Annotated in this window: 25 protein-coding genes; 19 read left to right on the top strand and 6 right to left on the bottom strand. The window is 41.6% G+C overall.

Annotated features, from left to right (window positions below; all coding sequences use genetic code 11):
• Window positions 1–52 precede the first annotated feature (52 nt).
• The 3 genes from ACSSS3_RS01480 to ACSSS3_RS01490 all read left to right on the top strand — a co-directional run bounded on the left by ACSSS3_RS01480 (window position 53) and on the right by ACSSS3_RS01490 (window position 3,281).
• Window positions 53–1,372 carry an MFS transporter gene (locus ACSSS3_RS01480; protein WP_442846169.1) on the top strand — a complete coding sequence of 440 codons (1,320 nt, stop codon included), beginning with the start codon at window positions 53–55 and terminating at the stop codon, window positions 1,370–1,372.
• Window positions 1,373–1,740: 368 nt separating this feature from the next.
• Window positions 1,741–2,337 (top strand): YdeI/OmpD-associated family protein, encoded by a 597-nt coding sequence (locus tag ACSSS3_RS01485; protein ID WP_442846170.1) that lies wholly within the window; start codon window positions 1,741–1,743, stop codon window positions 2,335–2,337.
• Between the two features lie 122 nt (window positions 2,338–2,459).
• A complete protein-coding gene (locus ACSSS3_RS01490) occupies window positions 2,460–3,281 on the top strand; it encodes an alpha/beta hydrolase (RefSeq protein WP_442846171.1) in 822 nt (273 codons plus the stop codon).
• Between the two features lie 120 nt (window positions 3,282–3,401).
• Here ACSSS3_RS01490 and ACSSS3_RS01495 read toward each other — a convergent pair whose 3' ends face one another.
• Window positions 3,402–4,697, bottom strand: a complete 1,296-nt coding sequence (locus ACSSS3_RS01495; RefSeq protein WP_228230985.1) for an NAD(P)/FAD-dependent oxidoreductase — start codon at window positions 4,695–4,697, stop codon at window positions 3,402–3,404.
• A 124-nt stretch (window positions 4,698–4,821) separates the two neighbouring features.
• On the opposite strand from ACSSS3_RS01495, the gene ACSSS3_RS01500 reads away from it, so the two are divergent.
• The 11 genes from ACSSS3_RS01500 (at window position 4,822) to ACSSS3_RS01550 (ending at window position 16,552) form a co-directional block, all read left to right on the top strand.
• Window positions 4,822–5,316, top strand: a complete 495-nt coding sequence (locus tag ACSSS3_RS01500) for an RNA polymerase sigma factor (protein WP_228230984.1) — start codon at window positions 4,822–4,824, stop codon at window positions 5,314–5,316.
• A 6-nt stretch (window positions 5,317–5,322) separates the two neighbouring features.
• On the top strand, window positions 5,323–5,964 hold the full coding sequence (locus tag ACSSS3_RS01505) for a hypothetical protein (protein WP_442846172.1): 642 nt from the start codon (window positions 5,323–5,325) through the stop codon (window positions 5,962–5,964).
• A gap of 211 nt (window positions 5,965–6,175) precedes the next feature.
• A complete protein-coding gene (locus ACSSS3_RS01510; RefSeq protein WP_228230982.1) occupies window positions 6,176–9,082 on the top strand; it encodes a PEP/pyruvate-binding domain-containing protein in 2,907 nt (968 codons plus the stop codon).
• Window positions 9,083–9,184: 102 nt separating this feature from the next.
• The gene (locus ACSSS3_RS01515; RefSeq protein ID WP_228230981.1) at window positions 9,185–10,471 is read left to right on the top strand and encodes a serine hydrolase; all 1,287 of its coding nucleotides are present in this window, start codon (window positions 9,185–9,187) and stop codon (window positions 10,469–10,471) included.
• A gap of 257 nt (window positions 10,472–10,728) precedes the next feature.
• Entirely contained in the window at window positions 10,729–11,238 is a 510-nt protein-coding gene (locus ACSSS3_RS01520) for a hypothetical protein (RefSeq protein ID WP_442846173.1), read from the top strand.
• 156 nt (window positions 11,239–11,394) lie between these two features.
• Window positions 11,395–12,042 (top strand): hypothetical protein, encoded by a 648-nt coding sequence (locus ACSSS3_RS01525; RefSeq protein ID WP_442846174.1) that lies wholly within the window; start codon window positions 11,395–11,397, stop codon window positions 12,040–12,042.
• A gap of 121 nt (window positions 12,043–12,163) precedes the next feature.
• On the top strand, window positions 12,164–12,652 hold the full coding sequence (locus ACSSS3_RS01530) for a DUF4279 domain-containing protein (protein ID WP_442846175.1): 489 nt from the start codon (window positions 12,164–12,166) through the stop codon (window positions 12,650–12,652).
• A gap of 242 nt (window positions 12,653–12,894) precedes the next feature.
• Entirely contained in the window at window positions 12,895–13,476 is a 582-nt protein-coding gene (locus ACSSS3_RS01535; RefSeq protein ID WP_442847383.1) for a DUF4919 domain-containing protein, read from the top strand.
• A gap of 121 nt (window positions 13,477–13,597) precedes the next feature.
• Window positions 13,598–14,104 (top strand): hypothetical protein, encoded by a 507-nt coding sequence (locus ACSSS3_RS01540; protein WP_442846176.1) that lies wholly within the window; start codon window positions 13,598–13,600, stop codon window positions 14,102–14,104.
• 1,023 nt (window positions 14,105–15,127) lie between these two features.
• A complete protein-coding gene (locus ACSSS3_RS01545; RefSeq protein ID WP_442846177.1) occupies window positions 15,128–15,754 on the top strand; it encodes a porin family protein in 627 nt (208 codons plus the stop codon).
• 18 nt (window positions 15,755–15,772) lie between these two features.
• The gene (locus ACSSS3_RS01550; RefSeq protein ID WP_442846178.1) at window positions 15,773–16,552 is read left to right on the top strand and encodes a hypothetical protein; all 780 of its coding nucleotides are present in this window, start codon (window positions 15,773–15,775) and stop codon (window positions 16,550–16,552) included.
• 182 nt (window positions 16,553–16,734) lie between these two features.
• Here ACSSS3_RS01550 and ACSSS3_RS01555 read toward each other — a convergent pair whose 3' ends face one another.
• From ACSSS3_RS01555 to ACSSS3_RS01565, 3 genes are all read right to left on the bottom strand, one after another.
• A complete protein-coding gene (locus ACSSS3_RS01555) occupies window positions 16,735–18,000 on the bottom strand; it encodes an aminotransferase class I/II-fold pyridoxal phosphate-dependent enzyme (RefSeq protein WP_228231753.1) in 1,266 nt (421 codons plus the stop codon).
• Between the two features lie 88 nt (window positions 18,001–18,088).
• Window positions 18,089–19,129, bottom strand: a complete 1,041-nt coding sequence (locus ACSSS3_RS01560) for a PLP-dependent cysteine synthase family protein (RefSeq protein ID WP_228231754.1) — start codon at window positions 19,127–19,129, stop codon at window positions 18,089–18,091.
• A gap of 87 nt (window positions 19,130–19,216) precedes the next feature.
• Window positions 19,217–21,277, bottom strand: a complete 2,061-nt coding sequence (locus tag ACSSS3_RS01565) for a S9 family peptidase (protein ID WP_442846179.1) — start codon at window positions 21,275–21,277, stop codon at window positions 19,217–19,219.
• Between the two features lie 126 nt (window positions 21,278–21,403).
• Here ACSSS3_RS01565 and ACSSS3_RS01570 point away from each other — a divergent pair, with 126 nt between their 5' ends.
• Genes ACSSS3_RS01570 through gloA2 form a run of 3 tightly spaced genes read left to right on the top strand, consistent with a single transcriptional unit; the run spans window position 21,404 to window position 22,440 of the window.
• On the top strand, window positions 21,404–21,727 hold the full coding sequence (locus ACSSS3_RS01570) for a YbaB/EbfC family nucleoid-associated protein (protein ID WP_442847384.1): 324 nt from the start codon (window positions 21,404–21,406) through the stop codon (window positions 21,725–21,727).
• A 6-nt stretch (window positions 21,728–21,733) separates the two neighbouring features.
• Entirely contained in the window at window positions 21,734–22,039 is a 306-nt protein-coding gene (locus ACSSS3_RS01575; protein ID WP_442846180.1) for a DUF6122 family protein, read from the top strand.
• Between the two features lie 17 nt (window positions 22,040–22,056).
• Window positions 22,057–22,440, top strand: coding sequence for an SMU1112c/YaeR family gloxylase I-like metalloprotein (gene gloA2 / locus ACSSS3_RS01580; protein ID WP_442846181.1), 384 nt, complete (start codon window positions 22,057–22,059; stop codon window positions 22,438–22,440).
• Here the strand turns inward: gloA2 and ACSSS3_RS01585 are convergent.
• A complete protein-coding gene (locus tag ACSSS3_RS01585; protein WP_442846182.1) occupies window positions 22,437–23,462 on the bottom strand; it encodes an LLM class flavin-dependent oxidoreductase in 1,026 nt (341 codons plus the stop codon). The genes gloA2 and ACSSS3_RS01585 overlap by 4 nt on opposite strands.
• A gap of 126 nt (window positions 23,463–23,588) precedes the next feature.
• Here ACSSS3_RS01585 and ACSSS3_RS01590 point away from each other — a divergent pair, with 126 nt between their 5' ends.
• Window positions 23,589–24,023: a hypothetical protein gene (locus ACSSS3_RS01590; RefSeq protein WP_228231759.1), complete on the top strand. Its 435-nt coding sequence runs from the start codon at window positions 23,589–23,591 to the stop codon at window positions 24,021–24,023.
• A 160-nt stretch (window positions 24,024–24,183) separates the two neighbouring features.
• The gene (locus ACSSS3_RS01595) at window positions 24,184–25,221 is read left to right on the top strand and encodes a LacI family DNA-binding transcriptional regulator (protein ID WP_442846183.1); all 1,038 of its coding nucleotides are present in this window, start codon (window positions 24,184–24,186) and stop codon (window positions 25,219–25,221) included.
• A 37-nt stretch (window positions 25,222–25,258) separates the two neighbouring features.
• On the opposite strand, the gene ACSSS3_RS01600 is transcribed toward ACSSS3_RS01595, so the two are convergent.
• On the bottom strand, window positions 25,259–26,365 hold the full coding sequence (locus ACSSS3_RS01600; RefSeq protein WP_442846184.1) for a GAF domain-containing protein: 1,107 nt from the start codon (window positions 26,363–26,365) through the stop codon (window positions 25,259–25,261).
• Between the last annotated feature and the right edge of the window lie 24 nt (window positions 26,366–26,389).

The following is a 26,389-nucleotide window of genomic DNA, read 5'->3' on the forward strand; positions in this document are numbered from 1 at the left end:
CGGTTGAAAAAACTTTCAAAAGACTAGATTCCTTTGATTTTGCACACCCCCTATGAGCACAAGCCACCACTCTACCAATCTCGAACAACTCTACGATTACCTTAACGACGAAGAAGACGCGCGTACCTGTAAAGCCATTGATGACCAGGCGTGCCGGGAAACACCCAAAAATTATTTCCTGATTCTCATCAGCAATATGCTGACTTCGCTGGGCGATACCCTGAGCAATCCCAAAACGGTATTGACATGGGTGATGAGTTATGTGAATGCGCCGGTGATGCTCATCAGTTTTATCGTGCCCATTCGCGAAAGCGGGTCGATGCTGCCTCAATTGTTTATTGCGCATTACATCAGAAAACGTCCCGTTCGGAAAATGGTTTGGGTATTGGGTTCGTTGTTACAATTTCTGGCCATCGCAGGTATTGGTTTTGTAGCCTTATCTTTTGAAGGAAGACTTGCCGGCTGGCTCATTATCGCCTGTCTGATCGCCTTTAGCCTGTCCCGAGGCCTGTGCTCTATTGCATTCAAAGATGTGCTGGGAAAAACCATACCCAAAACCAAACGCGGAAAACTCAAGGGCTACACCTCATCGGTGAGCGGAGCGCTGGTACTCGCTGCCGGACTTTTTATCCTCTATAAATCGAAAGATGATGTAGGCATCGAATTTTACAGCTACCTCATCTTCTTTGCGGCCAGTTTATGGCTCATCGCTGCTCTTATTTATGCGAATATCAAAGAATATCCGGGAGAAACCGATGGCGGTAAAAATGGATTGAAAGAAGCCCGGGATCGATTGGGCTTATTGAAGGAAGACAAACATTTTCGCAATTTTGTCATCACGCGTTCGCTACTATTATGTTCGGCCCTTACGGCTCCCTATTACGTATTGCTTGCGCAGCGGTATGTGGGTAAGGAAGCCTACTTACTGGGGCTTTTTATCATTGCCAACGGCGTGGCTTCCATCATTAGCGCGCCGGTTTGGGGTAAAATGGCCGATAAATCCAGTAAAAAAGTGATGACTTATTCTGCCACCTTAACGGCAGGTTTAGGTCTATTGATCGTTGCGATAATTCAGTTTATACCGGCCTGGCGTGACCAAAACTGGCTGTATCCCGTGGCGTTCTTTGTTCTGGGAATTGCGCATCAGGGTGTGCGCCTGGGGCGAAAAACCTATATCGTAGATATGGCTCAGGGCAATCGCCGCACCGATTATGTGGCGGTTAGTAATACGCTGATTGGTTTTATCTTACTCATTACGGGTGGCCTGAGTGCTCTGGCATCGCTGGTTTCGGTAGAAGGTATTATCGCGCTGCTTTCTGTTCTGGGAATTTTAGGAGCCCTTAAAAGCGCTACCTTGCCTGAGGTGGAGTAAATTATTCTGATTTAACTTTCGATTATAAAGCAAGCCAAAGAATATTTTAATCCCCAATATCGAGAAACAAAAAAGCCACGTTTTAAGTGGCTTTCGTTTAATTTATATCGGCTGCATCCTGGATGCCCTTAGATAATTTCAGATTACTTCTTTTTAGAAGCAGTCTTCGCTGGTTTCACAGCTGCAGGCTTGGTTGCCTGTTTTGCTGGAGCCTTTTTAGCAGACTTGTTTTGTGCCATTTTGATCACGTATTAGTAGTACTAATGTAATACGAAAAAGATTCCGTTTTAAAATTTAACAGGAGCGTTTTAGTTAATTTTATAGTTAATTTTTTATGCTAAAAAAGTCTCCAAAATTCTCAACCAAAAATGAACGAGTCCAGCAAAATCAAGGCCTATTTTGAGGAGGAGCATGAGTTTAAAGATGCCCTCTTAAAGCTTCGGGCTATTTTTCAGGAAACCGAACTCACCGAAACCTTTAAATGGAACAGTCCGGTCTATACTTTGAACGGCAAAAACGTCGCAGGACTCGCCCGGTTTAAAAATCATTTTGGCGTTTGGTTTTTCCACGGAGCCCTGTTGCAAGACCCAAAAAAATTGCTTTTTAATGCGCAGGAAGGCAAGACCAAAGCACTGAGACAGCTGCGTTACGAGAGGATTTCTGATATTGATAAAGTTCAGCTTAAAGACTTTTTGAAACAGGCGATTTCGAATCAGAAAAAGGGACTTGACATCAAAACGGCATCTTCAGGCAGTGAGGTGGCTCTTCCTGATGAATTAAAGCAGGCTTTTGCCATTCATTTCGGTTTAGAAGATGCATTTCATACTCTTACTCCCGGTCTACAAAAAGAATATGCCGAGTATATAACAGCTGCCAAACAACCGAAAACCCGTCTAAGCCGGCTCGAAAAGGCAATCCCATTGATTAAAAAACGTGTCGGATTAAATGATAAATACAAAAAGTAGCCAGGACTAAAAAAACTAAACAAGCTCGCTAACCACCCTATAACCACACCTCCAATCTTGTTATTGAAAAATGGGAATAAAAGCTGAAAAGCGACGTTAGTATCTTAAACCAACTCTAAACCATGCGAATATTTTATCTGCTCATAGCCGTTTTAATCACCAGCTGCGCTTCTGTAAAGCAGGAAGACATCACCTACATAAAAGGTGATTACACCGCTTCTGCCGAAGAACCCAAACTCAATGTTTTTAAGCCTAAAGATTCACTCAATCCACACGATGTATTGATTTTTGTGCACGGCGGAAACTGGAATAGCGGTAATAAAGAAACCTATTCGGTTGTGGGTCGCAATTTTGCGCGTAAAGATTATGTGGCGGTAGTGCCCGGTTATACGCTGAGTCCTTATGTGAACTATGATGGGATGACCCGGGAAATCGCTGAAGCCATACGCTGGACGCACGAGAACATCGCCAACTATGGTGGTAAACCCGACCGGATTTTTCTTATGGGTCATTCTGCAGGCGGCCATCTGGTTGCTCTGGCTACGATGAGCCCAGACTATCTCAACAACCCCGATTATATTAAAGGAATCATTCTGGACGATGCGGCAGGCCTTGATATGTATGAGTATCTTCAGGAAAATCCGCCTACTGCTGAAGATTATTACGACGTGACCTGGACCACAAATAAGGAGGAATGGAAGAAAGCTTCGCCTTTTTATTATTTAGACGAAAAGGCTCCGCCTATCCTGATGTTTTTAGGCACCAAGACCTATCCTTCCCTGTATTATTACAACGATTTGTTTTACCAAAAGCTGAAAGAATACCAGCCCGAAGCAGACTTAATTATCCTGAATAAAAATCATACCGGTATGGTCACGCAGTTCTTTTCGCCCCTAAGTCCACGATTTGGAGAAATCAAGGAGTTTACCGAAGGTATTGATTAAAAATCTCGAAGCGCGGAACAAAGTAGTCTGCTCAAATACCGCAAGACTTTAAATAATTTCTAATAAAGAAAAGAAGGCTTCGACAGGCTCAGCCTGACACAAGCCTGACACACAAACATACTAGTCCTCTTCTGCAATGATTTTATTCTGTTTAAAAGGCCGAACGATTAAGCGCGCCGCCTTGTCGTAGTTGATGTAACTGTAGGTCCAATTGAAGAACGTGACCACCCGGTTTCTAAAACCTACCAAAAACCAGAGGTGAATAAACATCCAGATAAACCAGGCGAAGAAGCCCCCAAATTGCAGTTTACCAATATCAACAACCGCTTTGTTTCGGCCTATGGTCGCCATAGAGCCTTTATCAAAGTATTCAAAAGGGTTAAGGTCTTTACCCTTTTCCATATTGATGAAATTCTTGCCCAGATTTTTACCCTGCTGAATGGCGGGCTGAGCCACCTGTGGGTGTCCTTTGGGCCAGTCTTCGGTCTCCATTAAGGCGATGTCGCCAATGGCATAAATATCTTCAAAACCGGCCACCCTGTTATATACGTCCACCTTATACCGGTTGAGTTTCGGTAAAAGTGAGGTAGACTCAAAACCTTCAATAGATGCCCCGGTTACACCTGCAGACCAGATAAAGGTAGCGGTATCAAGCGTAAGATCACCTTTGGTAGTCACACGATTGTTTTCATAATTGGCTACAAAAGTTTCCAGGTGTATGATTACGCCCATATCCTCTAAAAACTTTTGAGCTTTGGCAGATGATTTTTCACTAAAAGGCGGCAATACGCGGTCTGCTCCTTCAATCAAATGTATTTCGATTTCTGAAATGTCCATATCCGGATAATCGGCCTGTAGGACGTTAGAACGCAGTTCGGCAATCGCACCGCTAAGCTCTACCCCTGTTGGGCCGGCACCGGCGATGACAAATCTTAGAAATTCCTTCCGCTTAACAGGATCGTTGGTACGATTTGCCTTTTCCAGATTTTCAAACATCAAACTGCGAATGTTCAGTGCCTGTGGCAAACTCTTCATCCAGACTGCATTCTCTTCAATTGTTTTGTTTCCGAAGAAATTGGTTCGGGTGCCGGTTGCAATCACCAGATGATCGTAGGAGATATCACCAATATCGGTACGTACTTTTTTAAGCGCTGTATCAATACGTTTCACTTCCGCTATGCGGAAATGCATATTTTTTTGATTGCGAATAATTTTGCGCAAGGGATACGCTATCGACTCCGGCTCGAGCCCTGATGTAGAGACCTGATAGAGTAAAGGCTGAAAGGTGTGAAAATTGCGTTTGTCAAGTAAAACGACCTGATAATCTGTTTTTTTTAACTTCTTAATCAGGTTCATTCCTCCAAATCCCCCACCTATGATTACGATGCGAGGCTTTTGAGAATCAGGGATATTCATAGCGGTTAGTTTATCGTAAAGTTAAGACACAGCGCAGAGACGGCTTAATCTTTATCAATATTTTAGCACTAGCTGTAACAATGTTAAGCTCGGGTATACTAATTTCATAACTAACAATTCAAAATTGGATCCGCAACTTGAAAAACAATTTGTAACCCAGCTAGAGGCTAACCAGAACATCGTGCATAAAATCTGCCGATTGTACACGCACGACCGGGAGTCACATAATGATTTATTTCAGGAGATTACTATACAGCTCTTCAAGGCCTACCCTAAATTTAGAGGGGATGCCAAGTTTAGTACCTGGATGTATCGGGTGGCACTCAACACGGCCATAACGCTGTACCGCAAGAAAAAGCGCAGTATACCTACTACAGACTACGATAATGTGATGTTTAAAATCGCAAGTACCGAGTATGATAATACGGTAGAAGAGCAGCTTAAGTTAATGTACGCAGCCATACGCCAACTCAATGATATCGACAAGGCTTTAGTCTTCCTGTACCTCGAAGACAAACCCTATAGTGAGATATCTGAAACTCTGGGAATAAGTGAGGTTAACGCGCGGGTAAAGATGAACCGCGTGAAAAGCAAATTAAAAGAATTATTAAATGTGTAGCACCCGATGGATGAACTTGAATTTTTAAAACAGGACTGGAAGCGGCAGGAAGCCGATCTACCCGTAGTGAGCACAGACTCCATATATAAAATGACCCATAAACGCTCCTCATCGCTGATGAAATGGTTGCTCTATGTTTCCATTTTGGAATTTGTGTTTTGGACGTTCCTCAATGTCATAAGCATAAATGCAGAACAAATTGACAAATTTAAAGAGCTACACCTTCTTGAGTTTGATATTGTTCTAACAATCATTCAATACGCGGTTCTCGGATTTTTTATCTACTGTTTTTATAAAACGTATAAAGAGGTCGAAACCACTTCAAGCACCCGAAAACTGATGAAAAACATCTTAAGAGTGCGAAAAATTGTTAACGCATACGTGATCTACAATCTGGCAATGGTTATTCTGGTAAGCATTGTTGTTTTTGTGGCAAGCGCAGCTTATGACCCTAAATTTGACAGCCTGTATGTGATTGATCCCGATGGTTCTAAACACCTACCCTTAAGCATTATCGCTACGTTTACCGGTTCTATTCTAATCTTCACGCTAGTGATCTGGCTGTTTTACAAATTACTCTATGGTATCCTGTTAAAACGCCTCAAAGACAATTATAAAAAGCTCAGTAAACTCGAAATGGAAGAATAGGGCTATTGGGTTATTGGGTTATTGGGTTATTGGGTTATTGGGTTATTGGGTTATTGGGTTATTTAAAATATCTAATCCAAAACGGTAAACAGAAAACTGAAAACCAAATCCTTAAATTTTGAATCAACTTTTCGACTTTTAAGAAAATCATAAACTTTTTTAAGCCATTCTTAACAGGGCTTGCACTTACATTTGTGGCAAACAACCATTTATGCAAACTGCACTACGTCTGGCCTTCGGAATTCTAATGATTATCGGGTTTAAGGCTACAGCCCAGGAATACGCTGCCGAAAGCATCAAAAACACCATTCAGGAATTTAAAAATGATCCGCGAGGTCCCTACCTGCGCATCCGCTGGTTCTGTGAAGACGGCACGATGCGGGAGCCCAAAGATCCCTGCCCGGAAGGCGTAGATGGTATTCAGCACGCCAGTTATAAGGAAATCACTAAAAATCTTGCTAAGCGCAATAAGTTATACTTTGGTGAAATTCTCGCCGCCGCAGACAAGCAGGAATTTTGGGATGCCTCAAATGAGCACAGCCGCCTCAAACAATACCAACTGGGAAACTACCTGAAAAGTGTAGATAATGGCTGGATTCTGGAAAAAGCACAATTCTACCGCGGTGCCATTCAGTCTGAAGATGAAGAAGCCTGGGGTATTGAGTTTTTTGAATGGCTTTTAAAAGACGATGCCCGTCTGGAAGCCAATTACTACCTCATCCGCCAGGCGCTTAAAGACATTCCACATGCCGGAGACGACAACCTCGCCCAGCGGATGCGCAGCGAATCAAAAGTGATTGCTGAAGAATTCCCTAAATTTATGGATGCCCGTGTGAAAATTCACGGCCAGCCCGATGTAAGTGATGTGGCTTTGGTTCAAAATTTTATGCAGCAGTATAATGATCAGCTCTCGGGAGACCTGAAAACCGATTTAAACCAACTGCTGGAAACTATGCGCGAGTACTATGCTCCCATCAATTTTACGGCGCTCAACAAACGGGTAAGCAGCCTTAAAAGCAACCCCGATGTAAAAACTTCCCTGCTTCAGTTTACCAAGGCAAACACGTTTGAAACCCCCGCAGATTCTTTGATCCCTCAGATCAGTGATTTGCTGTGCAACATACGCACTCAGATCACTCAGGTAAAAAGTGCCAAAGAGCGCCTGGAGCTTTTAGACATTTCGCTCAAATTAGAAGATGTTTTACTCAAAAAAGCCCCGGAATGGGAACCTTCAAGCCTTCGTGAACTTTTAAATAAAGTATATCAACTGAGTTATGCCACAGCCGGCACCGGCCTCATCGAAGTCTGGGAATGGGATGAAGTAAACGGCATCCTCGCTCCTATCGCATACACCAATGTTTCGCAGGGCGAACTCAACACCATTTTAAACACCGCACGAAATGTAGTGCAATGGAGCGCCGCAATGGCCAAAGCTACCTATGACGGTGTGGTTGAAGATTATACCGCTTTTGAACCCCTTTCTCAGGGCTTTATAGACGATCGCGTACGCTCGTCTGTGGCGCTTCCGTTAGGGAAAGCCGTTAGTGAATTGGGCGATTTTATTTCCCAACGCTCCAATCTGGAAAACAATGTGATGCAAATTGCAGATCAAAGTGCCATTCACGGACTCAACCCCGGCTATGCGATGGGTGAACTGGTGGTTGTTCCCGGTAATCCTGACGGTGTGGAAGTAGACAATCAAAAAATATACATCTTCAAGCGTCCGCCTTCAGACCTCAAACCGGTTGCAGGGATCGCTACGGTAGATGAAGGAAACCTGGTTTCTCACGTGCAGCTCCTGGCCCGGAATCTGGGTATACCCAACGCTGCTTTAAGCGATGCTAACCTCGAAGATCTGGAAGCCTATAACGGTAAGACCGTATTTTACGCGGTTTCTAATAAAGGAACGGTTATTTTAAAACCAGCTTCAGAAATGACGCGCGAAGAAGAGCAACTTTTCAGCAAAGAAGAGCGCAGCCAGGCCAAAATCGCGGTACCTATTGAAAAAATTCAGCTCGATAAAAAAAACATCCTCAATATGCGGGATATCGATGCTTCGGCAAGTGGTATTCTGGCAGGGCCAAAAGCTGCTAACTTAGGTCAGCTTAAGAAAATGTTCCCCGATAAAGTAGTGGAAGGTCTGGTGATCCCTTTCGGAATTTTTAGAGATCATATGAATTTACCAATGCCCGGTCAGGGTAAAAGTTACTGGCAGTTTCTTACCGATATGTTTGCTTCCGCGGAAGCGAAACGCCAGGCAGGCACACCCGAATCTCAGGTAGAAGCTTTTCAACTGGCACAACTGGCCACGCTGCGCGATGCGATCAACGCGATGCAACTGAAGCCTCAATTTGTAAGTGAACTGCGCAGTTCGTTTTCAAAAATATTCGGTTCGCCAATCGGACAGACTCCGGTTTTTCTGCGCAGCGACACCAATATGGAAGACCTTAAGGAATTTACCGGTGCCGGACTCAACCTCACCCTTTTCAACGTGGTACAGGAACAGCAAATTCTGGACGGTATCAAAAAAGTATGGGCCTCGCCCTATACCGAACGTAGTTTTAAATGGAGACAGGCATACCTCTCTAATCCGGAAAATGTCTTCCCTTCCATTCTGGTTATTCCCAGCGTAGACGTAGATTACAGCGGGGTGATGATCACCAAAGGAATCAATGAAGGCACCGATGAAGATCTTACCGTGGCCTTTAGCCGCGGAGCCGGTGGCGCTGTAGACGGTCAGGCTGCCGAAACCCGTCTGGTAACTGCACAGGGAGATCGTCTCCTGGCGCCCGCACGTCAGCCCGATTACATCAGGCTTCCGGCAACGGGAAGTACAAAAGGCTATTCGACCACCTTTGAATCGCCCATTCTCAATGCTCAGAATATTGAAAGCTTACGCGAAGTAGCTCGTGAAATACGCACCAAAATTCCGCAGGAAACCAATACCGATTACGACGGAGCTTATGATGTGGAGCTCGGGTTTCAGGACAACAAACTCTGGTTATTCCAAATACGTCCGTTTGTAGAAAATAAAAATGCCTTAAGCAACGGCTATCTCGATTCGATTTCGCCTAAAACCGACGCCGGAGCGTTTATAGAACTCGACAGCGCCTTATAAACAACCGATTAGTAAAGCCCATACCGGGCATTTAATAAATCAACCAATACCTGTGCGGCAATCAAAACACAGATTGCCTTCGGTAAACAAATTTGAAATGAGATGAAAAAAGCCTTACTGTTTATTCCACTCGCATTGCTGGCCGTGCTTAGCTTTATGCCGGCAGGCACCTACCCTATTGACGGTTATGAACGTACCGGGATAGACCGCCTCGCTTACCTGCAAAAAATAGTACGCGACAGCATCAAATATACCCGCATCCCGCCCGGAGCCTACCTTTCTATAGATGATATCAAATTACGCCTTACTTCCAAGGCAGACAGCGCTATCGCCTATATGAAAGAAGATCCCGAGTTTCAAAAGAAAATTGGCGGACTCTTTTACGGTTTGGATCAAAGCTACTCGATCTCGGTACTCGATATGACCGATACCACCAACCTGAAATACGCTGCCCGTAACGAGACCCGCGGTTATCAGCCGGGTAGTGTAGGCAAATTGGCCATACTGGTAGCTATTTTTGACCAGCTTGAAAAATTATGTCCCGATGATTGGGGCGCGCGTGTAAATCTGTTGAAATACAAACGCGTAAAAGGCGGTCCTTTTGCGGTTTACGATCATCATACCATCCCCATCTACGATATTGAGAAGGATAAACTCTCTAAAAGACAGGCTCAGGAAAGCGATGTATTTAGCCTGTATGAGTGGATTGACCATATGGTGGCGGTAAGCAACAACGGTGCAGCCAGTGTGGTGTATCGGGAGGCGTTGTTGCTGAAGGTTTTTGGCGAAAAATACTTTAACCTTACCGATGAGGAAGCTATGCAATGGTTTAAAGATACCGATCGTGCCGAGGTGACCCGCCTGGCAAACGAAGTGGTAAACGAACCTCTGCGCGAAATGGGAATCACCGAAGACGAATGGCGCCTGGGTGGCTTTTTCACCAACGGCGGGGAACGCTATGTAGGCCGAATGGGCGGCAGTATTGGTTCGCCTAAAGGTTTGATGAAGTTTCTCATCAATCTGGAACAGGGGAAAGCGATAGACTCGCTCTCAAGCCTGGAGATGAAACGTATTATGTACCAGACCGAGCGTCGTATACGCTACGCCTACTCCCACGATCTCGACTCGGCTGCTGTATATTTTAAAAGCGGAAGCTTTTACAAATGCGATAAAAGTAAAGGCGGTTGCGGTGATTATGCCGGTAATGTGTTTAACTATATGAACTCGGTAATCATTGTGGAGCATCCCGGTGGCGGGCCTAAGTACATCGTATGTTTAATGACCAACGTACTGCGTAAAAACTCGGCTACCGATCATATGTATCTGGCCGGGCGTATTGATAAAGCCATTAGAGAAGAACAGGAAACTACTACCGCTACGGGACAGTAGCAACCGGTTTTAAAACAACGTACAACCCGCTTTAAAGTAATCTTTAGAGCGGGTTTTTTATTGGAAAAAACGGCTAATCACCGGGTACTGAGGAATTCCGTAAAAAGATCTGAATAGAATGGATTATATTTAGCCTGATTAAGGGTTTATTAGGCGTACGGAAACGCTTGTGAACGTTTACAAATGATTATAAAAAGGAAATAACAGTATACTTTGTACTGTTATACGATTGTTGGCGTGCATTTGAACAGAACGTATTGAACGAGAAAGATAAAATAGGACACTTAATACGATTCGGACTTTCTCTGAAAAAAATTCAATTTGAGGAAATAAGCAAATGGGCTGATTTCCAAATTGAAAGAGGAAAGAATGATAATCTATATCTTGATTTATCCTTTGCGAAATCAATTAACGAAGTAATTGATTTATTGAATAAAGAGATAAGGTGGAATTTTAGATCTCCAGAAGTCAATGATTTAATTCTTGCATATTACAATGAATCCTTAAAATGCGACAAATCAAATTGGAGAAAAATTCAAAAAGAACTTATGGATTTTTATAACTATTTCGAATTTGAAGATGCAAATGAAATGATTGAAAATTTTATTTATTTTCTATTTGATGATTATCATTTGAGAAACGAAGGTCTTGAACCCACTTTAAATATGCCTAATTTTTTAATTAAAAATCTGTCTAATTTTAATAAGTATCAGGAATTATTAAAATTGCTGGATCGGAATAGAATTAATGGATTTGAAATAAAATAAACGACACGCCAACACCGGCCATAATTCATTGCTGCGGATTTCCGTACATTTTATTTAGGCAACTTTGCTACCTTCAAATCTAGCGGAAAAGTCTTGCAGACGTTTTCCGTAACGAAATCATAGCCAATCACGTTAGGTAGCATTAAAAAAAACAGAATGAAGACTATCTTAACATTCATATTAATTTCATTAAGTCTTGTTTCGTCTGGACAAGAAAAGAAAATTGTTACTGAGAAAATAAGAATTGACTCAAACATTCAAAAAGAAGTAGAATCCAAAATTTCAGAATCTCAATTTGGGAATATTTCAAAAGACCTGTTAATATATGAAAACCAATTGATTGCTGAATATTTTGAAAACGATTCTTTAACTATATCAACAAAGAATCAAGACAAAAAACTTGTTTTCAAATCATTCTTTTATACCCATAATGACACTCTAACAATTGATGGTGCTTATGGAATGTTTGGTGGATTTGGATTTTCAGCTAAAATAAAAGCTGATGAAGCAACTGTTTACCACATGCTTGCCTCAGACGAATTCCCCACCTACTCATTGAATGAAAATGACAGTTTGAAATTTAGAATAGAAGTTCCTTGTTCAAATACGACTTTGACCCTTTCAAAAATGCCTGAATTGGAAGATGGAGAAATTATTTATGGAATGGTTGAATTTGAAAGTGGCAGTTATTACCAAAGCGGACCTATGGTTAATGACGAAGAGATTGAACCAAGGAAAAAAGTAAGAATGACTATGAAAGTATTTTTTAAATCAATGTACCTCGACATAGAAAAAATGAAATAAAAACACCCTACAACAACTCATATAGCTTATGTCGTGTGAACGTCTTATAGCAAGGTTTTCACTCTGTCGCCAGGTTTGTTTTCGGTGGATAGGAAAGTGCTTCGAAACGGCCACAAGCCATATGCAAACCGTTATCTGTAATTTGAAAATGACTTACGAGAAACTAACATATAGCAGAAAAGATTGCAATAACTATTTGTACTTCTCATTCCATTCAGACTTCTTCGATACAGAAGTGGTCACTAAGGAATTGGGACTTAAACCGACTTCGTTAATCATAAAGAAAGACCCTGTTCCAAAGACATCTTCTTGGAAATATAAAATTGAGGCAGGAAACGAAATCGACTTGGAAACCCCACTTAAAAAACTAGTTGAAATTTTTGAACCTAAAATTGAAACAATTAACCGACTGAAAAAAGATTTGAATTTAGCGTCGCGACTTCAATTTGTAATTGACATTGACATTAGTCCTGAAGCTTCAACACCATATTTCGGACTTGACAAAAGGACAATTGACTTTTTAAGCAACACCGCAACAGAAGTTGATTTTGACCTTTATAAAGCAGACTCACTTGGCCTTTTAAAAAATGAACAAAACTGCACACAATAACATACAAAAATAGCACGGGTTACTGTCAGACGAAAGGTTTCGGGTGGTCGGTTAAACTTTGCTCACGGCCGACAAAAACTTATATTTCAATGCGCCTTTATTTTACCTGAACCTTCATACAACTTTTAAAAAAAAACAATAATGAAAAGAATAATTCTCATCACGTTCATTTTAATGAGTCATTTATCTTTTTCTCAAGATTGGGATTTTGAAAAACCTAATTATAAAAAATTGAGGAAAATATTCAAAATAAGGAGTCAAATCTTTTTTACGAAGTTTTGATGAACAGATTTCAACAGGCAGATTCAACAATGACTTTGGATGAAAAAAGACACTTGTATTATGGTTATATATTTGATGAGAATTATTCGCCTTATTCACGGTCGGATTATGGAGATAGTTTAAGAGTAGTTCTTCGTAAAGAAAAAATGGATAGTTTGGATTTTAATAAAATAGTTGACTATACTACTAAAATGCTTTTTGAAAATCCATTTGATTTAAATGCAATAAATTATCAACTATTCTCCTTAGAGCAATTAGGAAATGAAGAATCGTTTGAAAAAAGAGCGATCCAATTACGGACTATCGTAGATGCTTTAATAAGCTCGGGGAATGGAAAAACCAAAGAAGAAGCATTTTATGTAATCTATACCTCACACGAATATGATTTATTAAATATTCTCGGATTTCAATTTGGAGGCTCACAAAGCCTGACTGAGCATTACGATTATTTGACAATTGCAGAAAACGAAATCAAATTAGAAGGGTTGTACTTTGATGTGAGTCCATGTTTAAATTCTATGTCGAAAATGTTTAAAGAATAAAAAAGCGCTGTACGGATGTACATAAATAATTGCCTGTTCTCGCCTACCCTTCGGACACTATCCTATTAACTTACACAGTTAATAGGATAGTCTTATAGTTGTCACTCTTCTACGTGATTTTATGAAAACACTATTTGAAAATCAAGTAATCCCAATTCACTTTAATAGATTAATGAAAGACATATTTATTAATGCTCCTATTTTGGCATTAATATTCATTTTGTTGGTATCTATTCTGACTTGGACAAAACCAGATCTGAATCGATTATTTATTTTTATTTCAATCTTCGCTATAGCAAAACTATTTCAAGCTTTAAAACATAACTACAGAAATCACTTAGAAAAAATTTCTTTGGACTCCAATAATGGGAAAATAATTATTAACCACTATAAACCAGTAAATAAAAGGACTGAAATTATAATGGATTTAAAAGAAATAGAGATTTCTGAAATTAAGAATATACCAATTTCCTGGTTTTCATTTGAAAACTATTTCTTTATATCGGATAAAAGTTCTAGAATTAAAATTTCTACTGCTGGTCTTAAAAATCGAGAAATTAATTTAAATGAGATCCATTCAGAATTGAGGAACATAACACTAATTTATAATGGATTACGAGAAAATTGAATTAATTAGCTATCCTTGAAAAAAAGTAATGAATCGCTACTTTTCGCGCAGCAATCGTTAATAATAACATTTTATAAAAATTCAATTATTGGATTTATTAATACAAATAGAGATTCTTTAAAGCTAATTAAAGAAAACAAAAAAAAGAATTCTACAAACCCCTTTTACAGGCTCTGTTATCGCTTATCAAAACCTTAACTCCTATAAAATCCGGTGCCATTTAATTTACTACTCGTAGAAGATATAGTTAAACGCAATAAAAGAAAAAGAATGGGAATATTTTGTAAGCTTCCCTAGATTAGAACTGCTTAATTTTCCAAAACATGGTAATGACTAAAGCAGCCAAAAAACTATTAACCCGCATGTAAGACTCCGTCTTTTTTAAGCATTTTACCTCCAGATTTGATTCAAATAAAACCCGATTATCCCCAAAAAACCCTGTCAATTCGTGAATTCATAGCGAATTTTTCACCATTCCGGACTTCTTAAAAATGAAATAGCAACCTTTTGAATTCGAAAGTTTTAAAAACCCCTGGTAACATCAAATTCAGGTCGTAATTCATAAATCACGAGTAGTACTGCTTGAATCTCAACAACTAATCTTCCATATTTGCTCTCGTAAAAATTGATAAAGCTTTTGTTAATAAAGCACGAGTAAAAAACTGAATCAAAAAATTTCAATACAGGTTCGTCCCGGTTGAAAAGAGACACTAAAGCGGATTAACCGTTTTAAACTTTAATGACTAAATTCTTTTATTTATTTAGTTAGCAAGCAGGCCGACTGTAGGGGGTTGGCCTGTTTTTTTTTTGATAAAGCGCAAAAAAGAAAAAAGCTTCTAAAGTTGATTTTTGACTACACCCGCACCACGATACCTATTCCAAAAAAAAATAATGCTCCTTACCTGCTGAAACCAAGAACCTTACTTTAAGTTTTCATTAACAAATTTCGAAAATGAGGAATTCCGTAAGGCAAGGATTTTAAAAAGCAATAGTTTTACGCAAAATCATAATCTATTTTTAATAATGAAAAAACCATTACTCTTTATTCTATTTATCGTACTCGGACTCAATTCTGCGCTGGCACAACGCGGCGGAGACTTACAAATGGGATTAAGCGCCGGTCTTAACCTTTCTAACGTTTCTACTATGGACGGGGAAAACAATACAGATCCTCGTATTTCCTTCAATCTGGCGGCTTCCGGTGAATATTTCTTCTCAGAAAGCTGGGCTATCAGAGCGAAGCTGATCTATGACAATAAAGGTTGGGCTAATGGTTTTATAGAAGATAACAACTTTAATAGCTATACCACAGACTTCCGCTTAAACTACATCACGCTACCGGTTATGGCAAGCTGGCACTTTAGCCAAAGCGGCAACTGGTATTTAAACCTGGGGCCCTATGTAGGCTTTTTGATCAATGCAACAGATTCTGAACTTGGCAGTGACGTGAAAGAGGTATTTAACAACACCGATTTTGGTGTGGCATTTGGCATAGGCTATGCCTTTGACATCAGCAGAGACACACGCCTCTTTGTAGAATATGATGCACAAACCGGATTCCACGAGATATTTAAAATTAACGATCTTGACCAGACCATTCGCAACGGACGAAGCAGCGTCAATTTTGGAGTTCTTTTTTATCTGAACTAATTTCTAAATAAGATACTTATGAAAAGGTTAATAGTGCTATACACCTCGCTTTTAGCATTGCTACTAAGCTCCTGCTCAGTAGAACCCTACAGTGGTGATCCCGATCCCATAGATCCGGTTGAAACAGACCTAAAACTGAAACAACGTATTGTTAATTACCTTGATGGCGATGTGGTGACCGAAACTTTTGCTTATGATGGTGATAAACTCATCAGTATCAATGGATCAGATACTAGTGTAATAACCTATAACTATGAAGGCGATCTTTTAACTCAGATCATTGATGCGGCTGCGGCAGGAAACCTGCTTACCACTAATCTGGCTTATGACAGTCAGGAACGTCTCATCAATTACCGAATGACTACTGATGACGAAGTTCTGGAATATGAGTTCTCGTATAATACAGATGGAAGTATTACCCGGACTTTTTACTTTGGAGGAAAGGAAAATTCTACCGGAGCATCCGGAGAGAGTATTTTGACATTTCAAAATGAGCAACTTGTAAAAGAAACAAAAGATGACGGTCAGATCGTCACTTACGCTTACGATGATCAAAAGAGTTCGTATCTGGGTATTGCCAATATAAAAACCATTAATCTGGTCAGCGTAGATTTTAATGGCTACATAGACAGCTCAGTTAATAACCTGCTTACCGCAACGATTACTGAAAATGGTACTGATTTCGTGGACGAAAAATACGAATACACCTATAACGAAGCAGGATATCCTGTAACAGCTACCTACTATCTGGAAGGTGAGCTTGACTCTGAACTTGAGTTCGTATATGAATCTCTATAATTATTAGTAGCTGAAAGGCTGATCATTTTCATCATACCATCAAAAAACGAACAAAAATCGCTTTCTAACGAAGGCGATTTTTTTTACGCTGTAACCACATGTTTAAAGCCGAAAGCATAAACGAAAAAAGCTGAACAGAGAACTGTTCAGCTTTTTTTTGTTGTTGAAAATGAATGTTCTTGTTACGAAGAAGCTTCCATTGAGGCTTGTACGCCTGCTGAAAGTCTCTTGTACGTTCCGTTCTCTAAACGCTCACGAATGCTGGAGAACGCGTCAAGCGTTTCTTCCACATCCTGAAGCGTATGCGAAGCCGTTGGAATCAGACGCAATAGAATTAATCCTTTAGGGATTACTGGATACACCACAATAGAGCAGAAAATACCGTGATTCTCGCGTAGATCTTTTACCAGCGCCATCGCTTCCGGAATACTTCCTTTAAGGTATACAGGAGTTACACAACTCTGGGTCGTACCAATATCAAAACCGCGGTTTTTCAATCCGTTTTGAAGTGCATTTACGTTTTCCCAAAGCTTTTCGCGAAGCTCGGGCATCGTGCGCAACATATCCAAACGTTTTAAAGCTCCGATTACCAATTGCATTTGAAGCGACTTGGCAAACATTTGCGAACGCAGGTTGTATTTTAAGTAATCTATAATTTCTTTATCGGCCGCGATAAAAGCTCCGGTACTTGCCATAGACTTGGCAAAAGTTGCGAAGTATACGTCAATTTTATCCTGTATACCCTGCTCCTCACCTGCTCCGGCTCCGGTTTTACCCAAAGTACCAAAACCGTGTGCATCGTCTACAAACAAACGGAAGTTATACTTGTCTTTTAAGGCACAAATTTCTTTGAGACGGCCTTGCTCCCCACGCATACCAAAAACACCCTCAGAGATCAATAGAATACCTCCTCCGGTTTGTTCGGCAAGCTTGGTTGCACGCTGTAAGTTTTTCTCGATACTGTCGATATCGTTATGCTTGTAGGTAAAACGTTTACCCATATGTAAACGCACCCCGTCAATAATACAGGCGTGTGCATCTACGTCATAAACAATAATATCATCTTTAGATACCAGAGCGTCTACAGTAGACACCATACCCTGATAACCAAAATTCAATAAATAGGCTGCCTCCTTATTTACAAAAGCGGCAAGTTCTTTTTGAAGTTGCTCGTGTAATGAGGTATGACCACTCATCATACGGGCACCCATCGGGTAAGCAGATCCCCACTCTGCAGCTGCTTCGGCATCTACTTTACGCACCTCAGGATGGTTTGCCAGCCCCAGGTAATCATTAATGCTCCAGGTAATCACATCTTTTCCCTGAAACTTCATGCGGTTTGAAATAGGCCCTTCCAGTTTAGGAAATACAAAATAACCTTCTGCCTGTTCTGCCCATTTTCCTAAGGGACCTTTGTCTTTGTAAATTTTGTCAAATAAATCTTTCATACATCAATTTTCAACCAAAAGCATCTCAGCTCTTGTCATTCATTCTTGTTAACCTATTTTTGGGTTCTTTGTTTATTTTCGGAGGCGCTTACTTCACAAATTCTATCTTTTCTGCGCTGATCTCGTTTTCGGTATCAAAAAATCCTTGTTCGTTCATCCAGTCATCGCTATAGATTTTGCTCATATAGCTTCGGCCATGATCCGGAAAAATAATCACCACTTTTGAATGTTTATCAAATTCCCCGCTTTCAGCAAGCTGCAGGGTTCCCTGTACCGCCGCACCACTGGTGTAGCCTACAAACAAACCTTCAGTCTTGGCGATGCGACGTGCCGTATGAGCACTGTCTTCATCTGATACTTTTTCAAAATAATCAATCACGTCAAAATCGGTCGCAGTAGGAATGAGGTTCTTACCTAAACCTTCTATGCGGTACGGATATATTTCGTTTTGATCAAATTGCTGGGTTTCGTGGTATTTTTTAAGCACACTGCCGTAAGCGTCAATGCCTAAAATACGAATATTGGGATTTTTCTCTTTTAAATAGCGTGCGGTTCCCGAGATGGTTCCTCCCGTACCGCTACAGGCAACTAAATGCGTAATTTGTCCTTCGGTCTGTTTCCAGATCTCGGGGCCTGAAGAAACATAGTGTGCTTCTGCATTGAGTTGATTAAAATACTGGTTGATATAGACGGAACCTTCGTGCTCCTGATGCAGGCGCTTAGCTACCTGATAGTACGATCGCGGATCGTCTGCACTTACATTTGCCGGACAAACATAAACCTTGGCTCCCATCGCACGTAAAGCATCAATTTTATCTTTAGAAGATTTTGAGCTTACTGCCAGTATGCATTTGTAGCCTTTTATGATGCTGACCATTGCAATACTGAAGCCGGTGTTTCCTGAAGTCGTTTCAATTATGGTATCGCCCGGTTTTAAGATTCCTTTTCGCTCTGCGTCTTCAATGATATAGAGAGCAATACGATCTTTTGAGGAATTACCGGGATTAAAGGCCTCTACTTTAGCAAAATAGGTGCCGGGTAAGTCTTTGGTAATTCGGTTAAGTCGTACTAAGGGAGTGTTACCCACCAGCTCAAGGACATCATTGTAAACATTTAGGTGTTCTCTCATAGAAGAATTATCGTTTCGAGTACGCTATTCCTGCGGTTCCTAAAACCATCGTTTAAAACCTTGCAAATTTACGGGAAATTTTTGGATTTACTTGGATTTTCCCGCTAAATCCATTAAAAAGGCATAATCCTTTGCTGTCTCTTTTAAGGCTTCAAAACGTCCTGAAGCCCCGCCATGACCTGCATCCATATTGGTTTCAAAAAAGATTTTAGTCTCTGCCAGATTGTTTTCGCGCAGCCTGGCAACCCACTTCGCAGGCTCCCAATACTGCACCTGACTGTCATGATAACCCGTAGTGACCAAAATATTGGGATATTCCCTTGGCGTTACCTGATCGTAAGGCGAGTAGGATTTCATATACTCATAATATTCCGGATCATTGGGATTACCCCACTCATCATACTCTGACGTCGTAAGCGGAATGCTGTCATCAAGCATCGTAGTCACCACATCTACAAAAGGTACCGAAGCGATTACGCCTTTATACAAATGCGGCGCCATATTGATAATCGCCCCCATCAGCAAGCCCCCGGCAGACCCGCCGTAAGCAAAGAGATTTGATGACGAAGTATAACCGGTTTCAATCAAGAATTGTGAACAGGCAATAAAATCAGTAAAAGTATTGCGTTTTTTAAGCAGCTTGCCGTCTTCATACCAGGTTCTCCCCAGGTATTCACTGCCGCGTACGTGAGCAATGGCAAAGACAAAACCGGCATCCAGCAAACTGAGTCGTGAGGAAGAAAACGAAGGATCTGTCGTAATCCCATAACTGCTGTAGGCGTATTGCAACAGTGGATTGCTTCCGTCAAGACTGATGCCTTTACGATAGACAATCGATATGGGAATCTTCACCCCATCATCGGCAGTTGCCCAAAGCCTGCGCGACTCGTAATTGGCTTTGTCAAATTTTCCGCCTAAAACCTCAGCTTCCTTCAACACCTCTTTCGCTTTGGTCACCATATTAAATGAAATCACCGAAGCAGGAGTGTCTAGAGCATTAAAAGCATATCTAAGGTAAATGGTATCAAAATCGGGGTTGATGCCCGTATACGCGGTATAGGTCTCGCTGTCAAAATCCAGATAATAATCATCCTTGCCATCCCAACGTTTGATATTGATCTGGTTTAAACCTTCGCGACGCTCTTCGACCACCAAGAATTCTTCAAAAATCTCGATATCTTCAAGCAAAGTATCTTCGCGATGCGGAATGACCTCCACCCAGTTTTCTTTCGCGGTAGCGGAAACAGGAGTCTTAACCAGCTTAAAGTTGGTTGCGCCGTCTGCATTGGTTACCAGATAGAAATAATCTTCATAATGCGAAATCCCGTATTCGAGTCCGCGGGTACGTTCCTGAACGATTTCAAAATCAAAATCCGGCCCGTTTGCCCGGGTGTAGCGGTATTCGGAAGTCAGCGTACTTGAGGCACCAATAAAGATAAATTCGCGTGACTTACTTTTAAAAATACCTACATCAAAGGTCTCGTCAAGCTCTTCATAAACCAGAATATCATCGGCTACCGAAGTACCCAGAGTATGTCTGTAAATCTGATTGCTGCGCAGGGTTTGCGGGTCTTTACGCGTATAAAAAAAGGTCTTATTATCACCGGCCCAGATCGCGCGACCTGTGGTATTCTCTATCTTTTCAGGATACAACTCGCCTGTTTTCAGGTTTTTTACCTGAATCGTGTACTGCCGTCTGCTCACAGTATCTGTACCAAAAGCGGCCAGTTCATTATTTTCAGAAACCGAATATCCTGCCTGTTTAAAGTAGGAGAATCCCAAAGCCATCTCATTGTTGTCAAACATGATTTCTTCGGGCGCAAGCATCGTATCCTTACGACGGCAATACAGCGGGTAGTTTTTCCCCATTTCAAAACGGGTATAATACCAGTAACCGTTGTATTTAAAAGGTACGCTCTCATCATCCTCCTTGATGCGGGCTTTCATCTCCTCAAACAACTGCTGTTGCAAAGGTTTGGTATGGGCCGTCATCTGCTCGTAATAGGCGTTTTCAGCCTCTAAATAAGCCAAAACATCAGGATGATCGCGCTCGTTCATCCAGTAGTAGTCATCGGTGCGCACGTCGCCGTGCATTTCCAGTTTGTAGGGCTTCTTTAAAGCGATAGGCGGAGTAAGTGTCGTATTCAAAATAGGGTTTTGATCAAATCATTTAAGGCTGCAAAAATACGGGTTATCTTATTAAACTTGACTAAAATCGAAGGCAGATCCCTGCTCAAAATTGTACTTTTGTGCTTCAATTCTAAAATCACGATTATGTTTGGAGATATGATGGGTATGATGGGCAAAATCAAAGAAGCCCAGCAAAAGGCCGAAGACACCAAAAAACGTCTGGAAACGGTTTATATTGATGAAAAAAGCAGCGACGGCTTGCTTGAAGTAAGCGTTAGCGTTGCCGGTGCAGTGAAAAAAATAAACATCAAGGATGAACTGCTGGAAGACAAAGAACAACTGGAAGATTATCTGATCCTTACGCTTAACAAAGCCCTAAGCCGCGCAAAGGCAAGCTATGAGCAGGAACTGGCTGCAGTAGCCAAGGCTGGTATGCCGGACATCCCGGGTCTTGATATGTTTAAATAGGATTTTGTGTTACAGACGCTTGTACATTACAGCTTACATTTTTTAATGCCCGGGTTAATCGCCTGGGTATTTTTTCGCAAAAACTGGAAAAAAGCCTGGATCATTATGGTTCTGACCATGCTTGTTGACCTCGATCATTTGCTGGCCGATCCCATTTTTGACCCCAACCGCTGCAGCATTGGCTTTCATCCGCTACATTCCTACTGGGCAATTGGAGCCTATTGCGCCATGTTTTTTATCCCTCAGGCACGGATCGTTGCGGTAGGACTCCTCTTTCATATGCTTACCGATTATATCGATTGTCTTTGGTGATTTTAAAACCCGCTCCTATGCTCAAAAGCCTGCATCACATCGCCATTATTTGCTCTGATTATGAAGCCTCTAAAGCTTTTTATACCGAAGTTCTCGGACTCAGCATTCTGGCGGAAACTTTTCGCGAAGCGCGAAACTCCTACAAATTAGACCTCGCGCTTAACGGAACGTATCTAATCGAATTGTTTTCGTTTCCCAATCCGCCTGCACGCCCTTCCCGACCTGAAGCCTGCGGACTGAGGCATCTGGCTTTTGCCGTGAGTGATCTGGAAGCCATGATTGCGCATTTAAATGAAAAAGGCGTCACTACCGAAGCCATACGCACAGACGATCTCACCGGCAAACGCTTTACCTTTTTTGCCGACCCTGACGGTCTTCCGCTTGAACTTTACGAAATCTAAACTGCGGAAGAAACTTCAGCCTTAAAAAGGCTGCTCAGGTGTTCATAGGATTTTAATCGTGCCTGATGCTCGTAGATGTGGGAGATCGCGATAATCTCATCAACCTGCGTCTGCTCCTTAAACTGCTCCAAACCGGCAGCCACTGTTTGCGGCGAACCTATAAAACTGTAGCGCATCATATGCTCTATTTGTGCCTGTTCGTGAGGCAGCCACTCCCCTTCCATACTATCAACCGGCGGCGCAAGCGGTTTACGCGTATTGCGAATTACACCCAGCATAAAGCGTTTGGCACTGGTCGCAAGGCGTTGGGCTTCGGCGTCAGTATCGGCAACAATCACATTTACACAAGCCATCGTATAGGGTTTTTCAAGCTGTTCGGAAGGCTGAAAATGCTGATGGTACAGGTGCAGGGCTTCGTGCAACTGTGCGGGTGCAAAATGACTGGCAAAGGCATAAGGCAAACCTTTTTTACCCGCCAATTGCGCACTAAAGGTGCTTGAGCCCAACAGATACAACGGGATATCAAGGCCCTCACCGGGAATTGCCCGTACTGCGCCGGTGCTGTTTTCTTCTGAAAGATAGAGCTGCAGCTCCTCTATATTATTTGGAAAATCCTGAACGGTTTCCTGCTGGTATCGCCTCAGTGCCATTGCCGTCCTCTGGTCTGTACCCGGCGCACGACCCAGTCCCAGATCAATTCGGCCGGGAAAAAGGGTTGCCAGGGTTCCAAACTGTTCTGCCACTATTAAAGGTGCATGATTGGGAAGCATTACTCCACCAGAACCAACGCGAATACGGCTCGTGTGTTCTGCAATATGAGAAATAAGCAGAACCGGCGAAGCGCTGGCCAGACTTTCCATATTATGATGTTCAGATATCCAAAAGCGTTTGTAACCCAAACGCTCGGTATGTTGCGCCAGATCAAGACTGCGATCTATAGCTTCTCTGCGGGTAGCTCCCTCAGTTACAGGAACTAAGTCTAAAACTGAAAATAAAGTATTCTTTAAACTGGAATGTTGCATAGTAAACTAGTCTGTAAAACACGGCTCACCTTACACCTGCAACACAGGGCATTTTTAAAAATTATTTTGCCAAAACTTAGGCAGACACTGGCGACCTGCCTAACTTTACCGCTTAAAATCTTTACTATGAAAGCCTTGATTCTTTTGTTTGCCGTATTTCTTTTCGGAAGCTGCAATCAGACAAAAAAAACAGATTCTGATGCATTTCCGGTGCAGACGGGCTGTTACGGCTTTTCAGAAAACGGAACCAAAATTACCTTTCAGATCACACGGGTTGACCCGTTGGTTCAGGGCACTTTAATTTATGACTGGGCCGAAAAAGACCGCAACTCGGGAGGCTTTAACGGAAGCTTTGAAAATGGCATTATCATAGGCACGTATACCTTTGTTTCTGAAGGTATGCAATCTAGCCGGGAAGTTGCCTTTAAGGTTGAAGATGCTAATCTGATTGAAGGTCATGGCGAACTGCAATCAGCCGGAAAAATGACAACCTTTGTCAATACCGAAACCCTCGTTTTTGACGAGCGCTTTAAACTGAAGCTTGGCGCCTGCAAAAACTAAGATAAATACACCTCAGGGCTTGGCGTCTGGCATCACATTTATGCCCGAATTCTATTACCATTTACTTTTTTTATCCCTTAATCGATATTGTACTTAAGTCGCTTCGGATATCGTATTTTTTAGGTACTTTTAGAAAACTAAATCGTTTAAGAAAGCAGCTATGAAGAAAAAGCGACCATCCCTACGGGATATTGCCGAAGTATTAAATGTGTCTACTACAACAGTTTCTTTCGTCCTAAACGGAAAGGGTGAAGAAAAAAAAATCTCCAAACAACTCATCGAGCGTGTTGAAAATTATCTGAAAGAGATAGATTACAAACCCAACCTGATTGCACGGAGTTTACGCACGGGTAACAGCCACATTATCGTTTTTATGGTTGAAGATGTGAGCAATCATTTCTTTTCTAAGGTAGGGCGCATCATTGAAGACATATCCTACAAACACGATTACCGGGTTTTATTTTGCAGTACCGAAAACGATGCAAAACGTACACGTGAGCATATAGAAGTATTTAAAGAACGGCAGGTAGACGGGTTTATCATTGTACCTCCACCGGGTATTAAGGAAGCGGTCGAAGATCTGCAGCAAAATGGCACTCCTGTGGTGCTTTTTGACCGTAAAATAGAAGGTATTGAGATCGACTCTGTCCTGCTCAATAATTATGAAGGATCCCGCAATGCCACCTTACACCTTATTGAACAGGGTTTTAAAAATATTGCTTTCATCACGATAGATCTCAATCAAAATCAAATGCTAGACCGCTTAGCCGGTTACCGGGCTACCGTAAAAGATGCAGGTCTTACCGAATACATCCTCACCTTGCCGTATGATCCCGATCGCGCATCAGATTCACGTAAAAAAATTCAGGAATTTATAGCAGCCCATCCACAACTCGACTCTATATTTTTTGCCACAAACTACCTGTCGCAAAGCGGTTTGAAAACCCTGCATCAGATCGATTCGAACCTGGTAAGCAACCTGGGAATCATCAGTTTTGATGATAGTTATTTCTTTGAAATGTACGCCCCTACCATATCGGCCTATGCGCAACCTATTGAACTTATGGCTAAAGAGCTTATGCGCCTTATGCTAGACCGTATTCAGAAAAAAAATGAGGCTCTTAATGTTGAGGAAGTTAACCTGGATGGTGAACTCATAATCAGAGAATCTTCGCTTAAAAAATATACCCGCCTTTAAGGACGGGTATATTTTTATATAAATGCTCTTATACAACCTAATTACGGCCAAAAAGCATTCTTTTCTTTTCCTCATAAATTGCGTTCAAATTGCGGGTAAATTGATCGAGTTCATTTGAAACCGTCTGTATATACTCGCTGTATTCCTGCAATTTTGCTTCGGTAAGCGTGTTGCGCTCCATCCCGATCACATTAGAAAGCCCCAGCAAATTGGTAACCGGGCTTCGCAGAATATGAGAGATGTCAAAACTTATTTGCTCCATCGCTTTTTGATATTCTAATTGCTGCGTTATATTCTGAATTGTGCCATACCATACCGGCCCGTTACGATCTTTCTGAGCACTGGCTTTGGCTAAATACCACTGTAAACCGTTTACCGGATGTTCTATTCGAAATTCAAGCACAAAAGGTTTTTGACAAATCGCTGCTTTAGCCAGTGTACGCTTTAGCATCCTCTTATCTGAAGCATAAATCACGTCAAGAAACAACTGCGGATTTTTCGCCAGCGATTCAGCCGAGAGGTTTTCGCCCAATTGATCTACACCTTTGCTTATAAAGTTAAGGTTGAAATGCTGACGGCTCAGTTGAAACTTGAGCAACACTCCCGGAGCGTCGTCTGTGAGATTTTTAAGAGCCTGAGCGCTATCGTCAAGCGCATTTTTTTGATTCAGGATTATTTTACGGGTGTTTAAATAATCCATAGCCTTTTCGGCAAGTAACTTCAATGCCTTTACCTTTTCGGGAGCCAAATCGCCGGGGATGGTATCTATTACGCAAAGCGCACCTAAAACATAGCCCTTTTCAGATAAGAGCGGAGCACCGGCATAAAAGCGAATGTTGGGATTTTCAACCACCAGCGGGCTGCATTTAAAACGCTCATCGGTAGTGGCATCATTAATAATCATAACCTCATCGTGATTCCCGAAGGTATGCTGACAAAAGGATCCCATACGGTCTGTCTGCGTCATATCGGTACCATGTTTAGCCTTAAACCAATTGCGGTCTTTGTCTACAAGACTAATGATACCAACGGGTTTCTCACAAATTACTGATGCCAGATACGCAATGTCGTCGAGTTCCTTTTCGGGGGGAGTGTCGAGAACTTTGTAATCAAAAAGTTCTTTCAAACGTAAAGATTCTAACATAAGCAGGGATTTAAGTTGATTTGT

It is taken from the genome of Leeuwenhoekiella sp. H156, assembly GCF_052218455.1.
In the GTDB taxonomy this organism is placed as follows: domain Bacteria; phylum Bacteroidota; class Bacteroidia; order Flavobacteriales; family Flavobacteriaceae; genus Leeuwenhoekiella; species Leeuwenhoekiella parthenopeia.

What these genes read in the sequence shown, in the direction of transcription:
- ACSSS3_RS01480 (WP_442846169.1), top strand. Translation starts at nt 53, where the DNA reads ATGAGCACAAGCCACCACTCTACCAATCTCGAACAACTCTACGATTAC.
- ACSSS3_RS01485 (WP_442846170.1), top strand. Translation starts at nt 1,741, where the DNA reads ATGAACGAGTCCAGCAAAATCAAGGCCTATTTTGAGGAGGAGCATGAG.
- ACSSS3_RS01490 (WP_442846171.1), top strand. Translation starts at nt 2,460, where the DNA reads ATGCGAATATTTTATCTGCTCATAGCCGTTTTAATCACCAGCTGCGCT.
- ACSSS3_RS01495 (WP_228230985.1), bottom strand. Translation starts at nt 4,697, where the DNA reads ATGAATATCCCTGATTCTCAAAAGCCTCGCATCGTAATCATAGGTGGG.
- ACSSS3_RS01505 (WP_442846172.1), top strand. Translation starts at nt 5,323, where the DNA reads ATGGATGAACTTGAATTTTTAAAACAGGACTGGAAGCGGCAGGAAGCC.
- ACSSS3_RS01510 (WP_228230982.1), top strand. Translation starts at nt 6,176, where the DNA reads ATGCAAACTGCACTACGTCTGGCCTTCGGAATTCTAATGATTATCGGG.
- ACSSS3_RS01515 (WP_228230981.1), top strand. Translation starts at nt 9,185, where the DNA reads ATGAAAAAAGCCTTACTGTTTATTCCACTCGCATTGCTGGCCGTGCTT.
- ACSSS3_RS01525 (WP_442846174.1), top strand. Translation starts at nt 11,395, where the DNA reads ATGAAGACTATCTTAACATTCATATTAATTTCATTAAGTCTTGTTTCG.
- ACSSS3_RS01530 (WP_442846175.1), top strand. Translation starts at nt 12,164, where the DNA reads ATGCAAACCGTTATCTGTAATTTGAAAATGACTTACGAGAAACTAACA.
- ACSSS3_RS01540 (WP_442846176.1), top strand. Translation starts at nt 13,598, where the DNA reads ATGAAAACACTATTTGAAAATCAAGTAATCCCAATTCACTTTAATAGA.
- ACSSS3_RS01545 (WP_442846177.1), top strand. Translation starts at nt 15,128, where the DNA reads ATGAAAAAACCATTACTCTTTATTCTATTTATCGTACTCGGACTCAAT.
- ACSSS3_RS01550 (WP_442846178.1), top strand. Translation starts at nt 15,773, where the DNA reads ATGAAAAGGTTAATAGTGCTATACACCTCGCTTTTAGCATTGCTACTA.
- ACSSS3_RS01555 (WP_228231753.1), bottom strand. Translation starts at nt 18,000, where the DNA reads ATGAAAGATTTATTTGACAAAATTTACAAAGACAAAGGTCCCTTAGGA.
- ACSSS3_RS01560 (WP_228231754.1), bottom strand. Translation starts at nt 19,129, where the DNA reads ATGAGAGAACACCTAAATGTTTACAATGATGTCCTTGAGCTGGTGGGT.
- ACSSS3_RS01570 (WP_442847384.1), top strand. Translation starts at nt 21,404, where the DNA reads ATGTTTGGAGATATGATGGGTATGATGGGCAAAATCAAAGAAGCCCAG.
- gloA2 (WP_442846181.1), top strand. Translation starts at nt 22,057, where the DNA reads ATGCTCAAAAGCCTGCATCACATCGCCATTATTTGCTCTGATTATGAA.
- ACSSS3_RS01585 (WP_442846182.1), bottom strand. Translation starts at nt 23,462, where the DNA reads ATGCAACATTCCAGTTTAAAGAATACTTTATTTTCAGTTTTAGACTTA.
- ACSSS3_RS01590 (WP_228231759.1), top strand. Translation starts at nt 23,589, where the DNA reads ATGAAAGCCTTGATTCTTTTGTTTGCCGTATTTCTTTTCGGAAGCTGC.
- ACSSS3_RS01595 (WP_442846183.1), top strand. Translation starts at nt 24,184, where the DNA reads ATGAAGAAAAAGCGACCATCCCTACGGGATATTGCCGAAGTATTAAAT.
- ACSSS3_RS01600 (WP_442846184.1), bottom strand. Translation starts at nt 26,365, where the DNA reads ATGTTAGAATCTTTACGTTTGAAAGAACTTTTTGATTACAAAGTTCTC.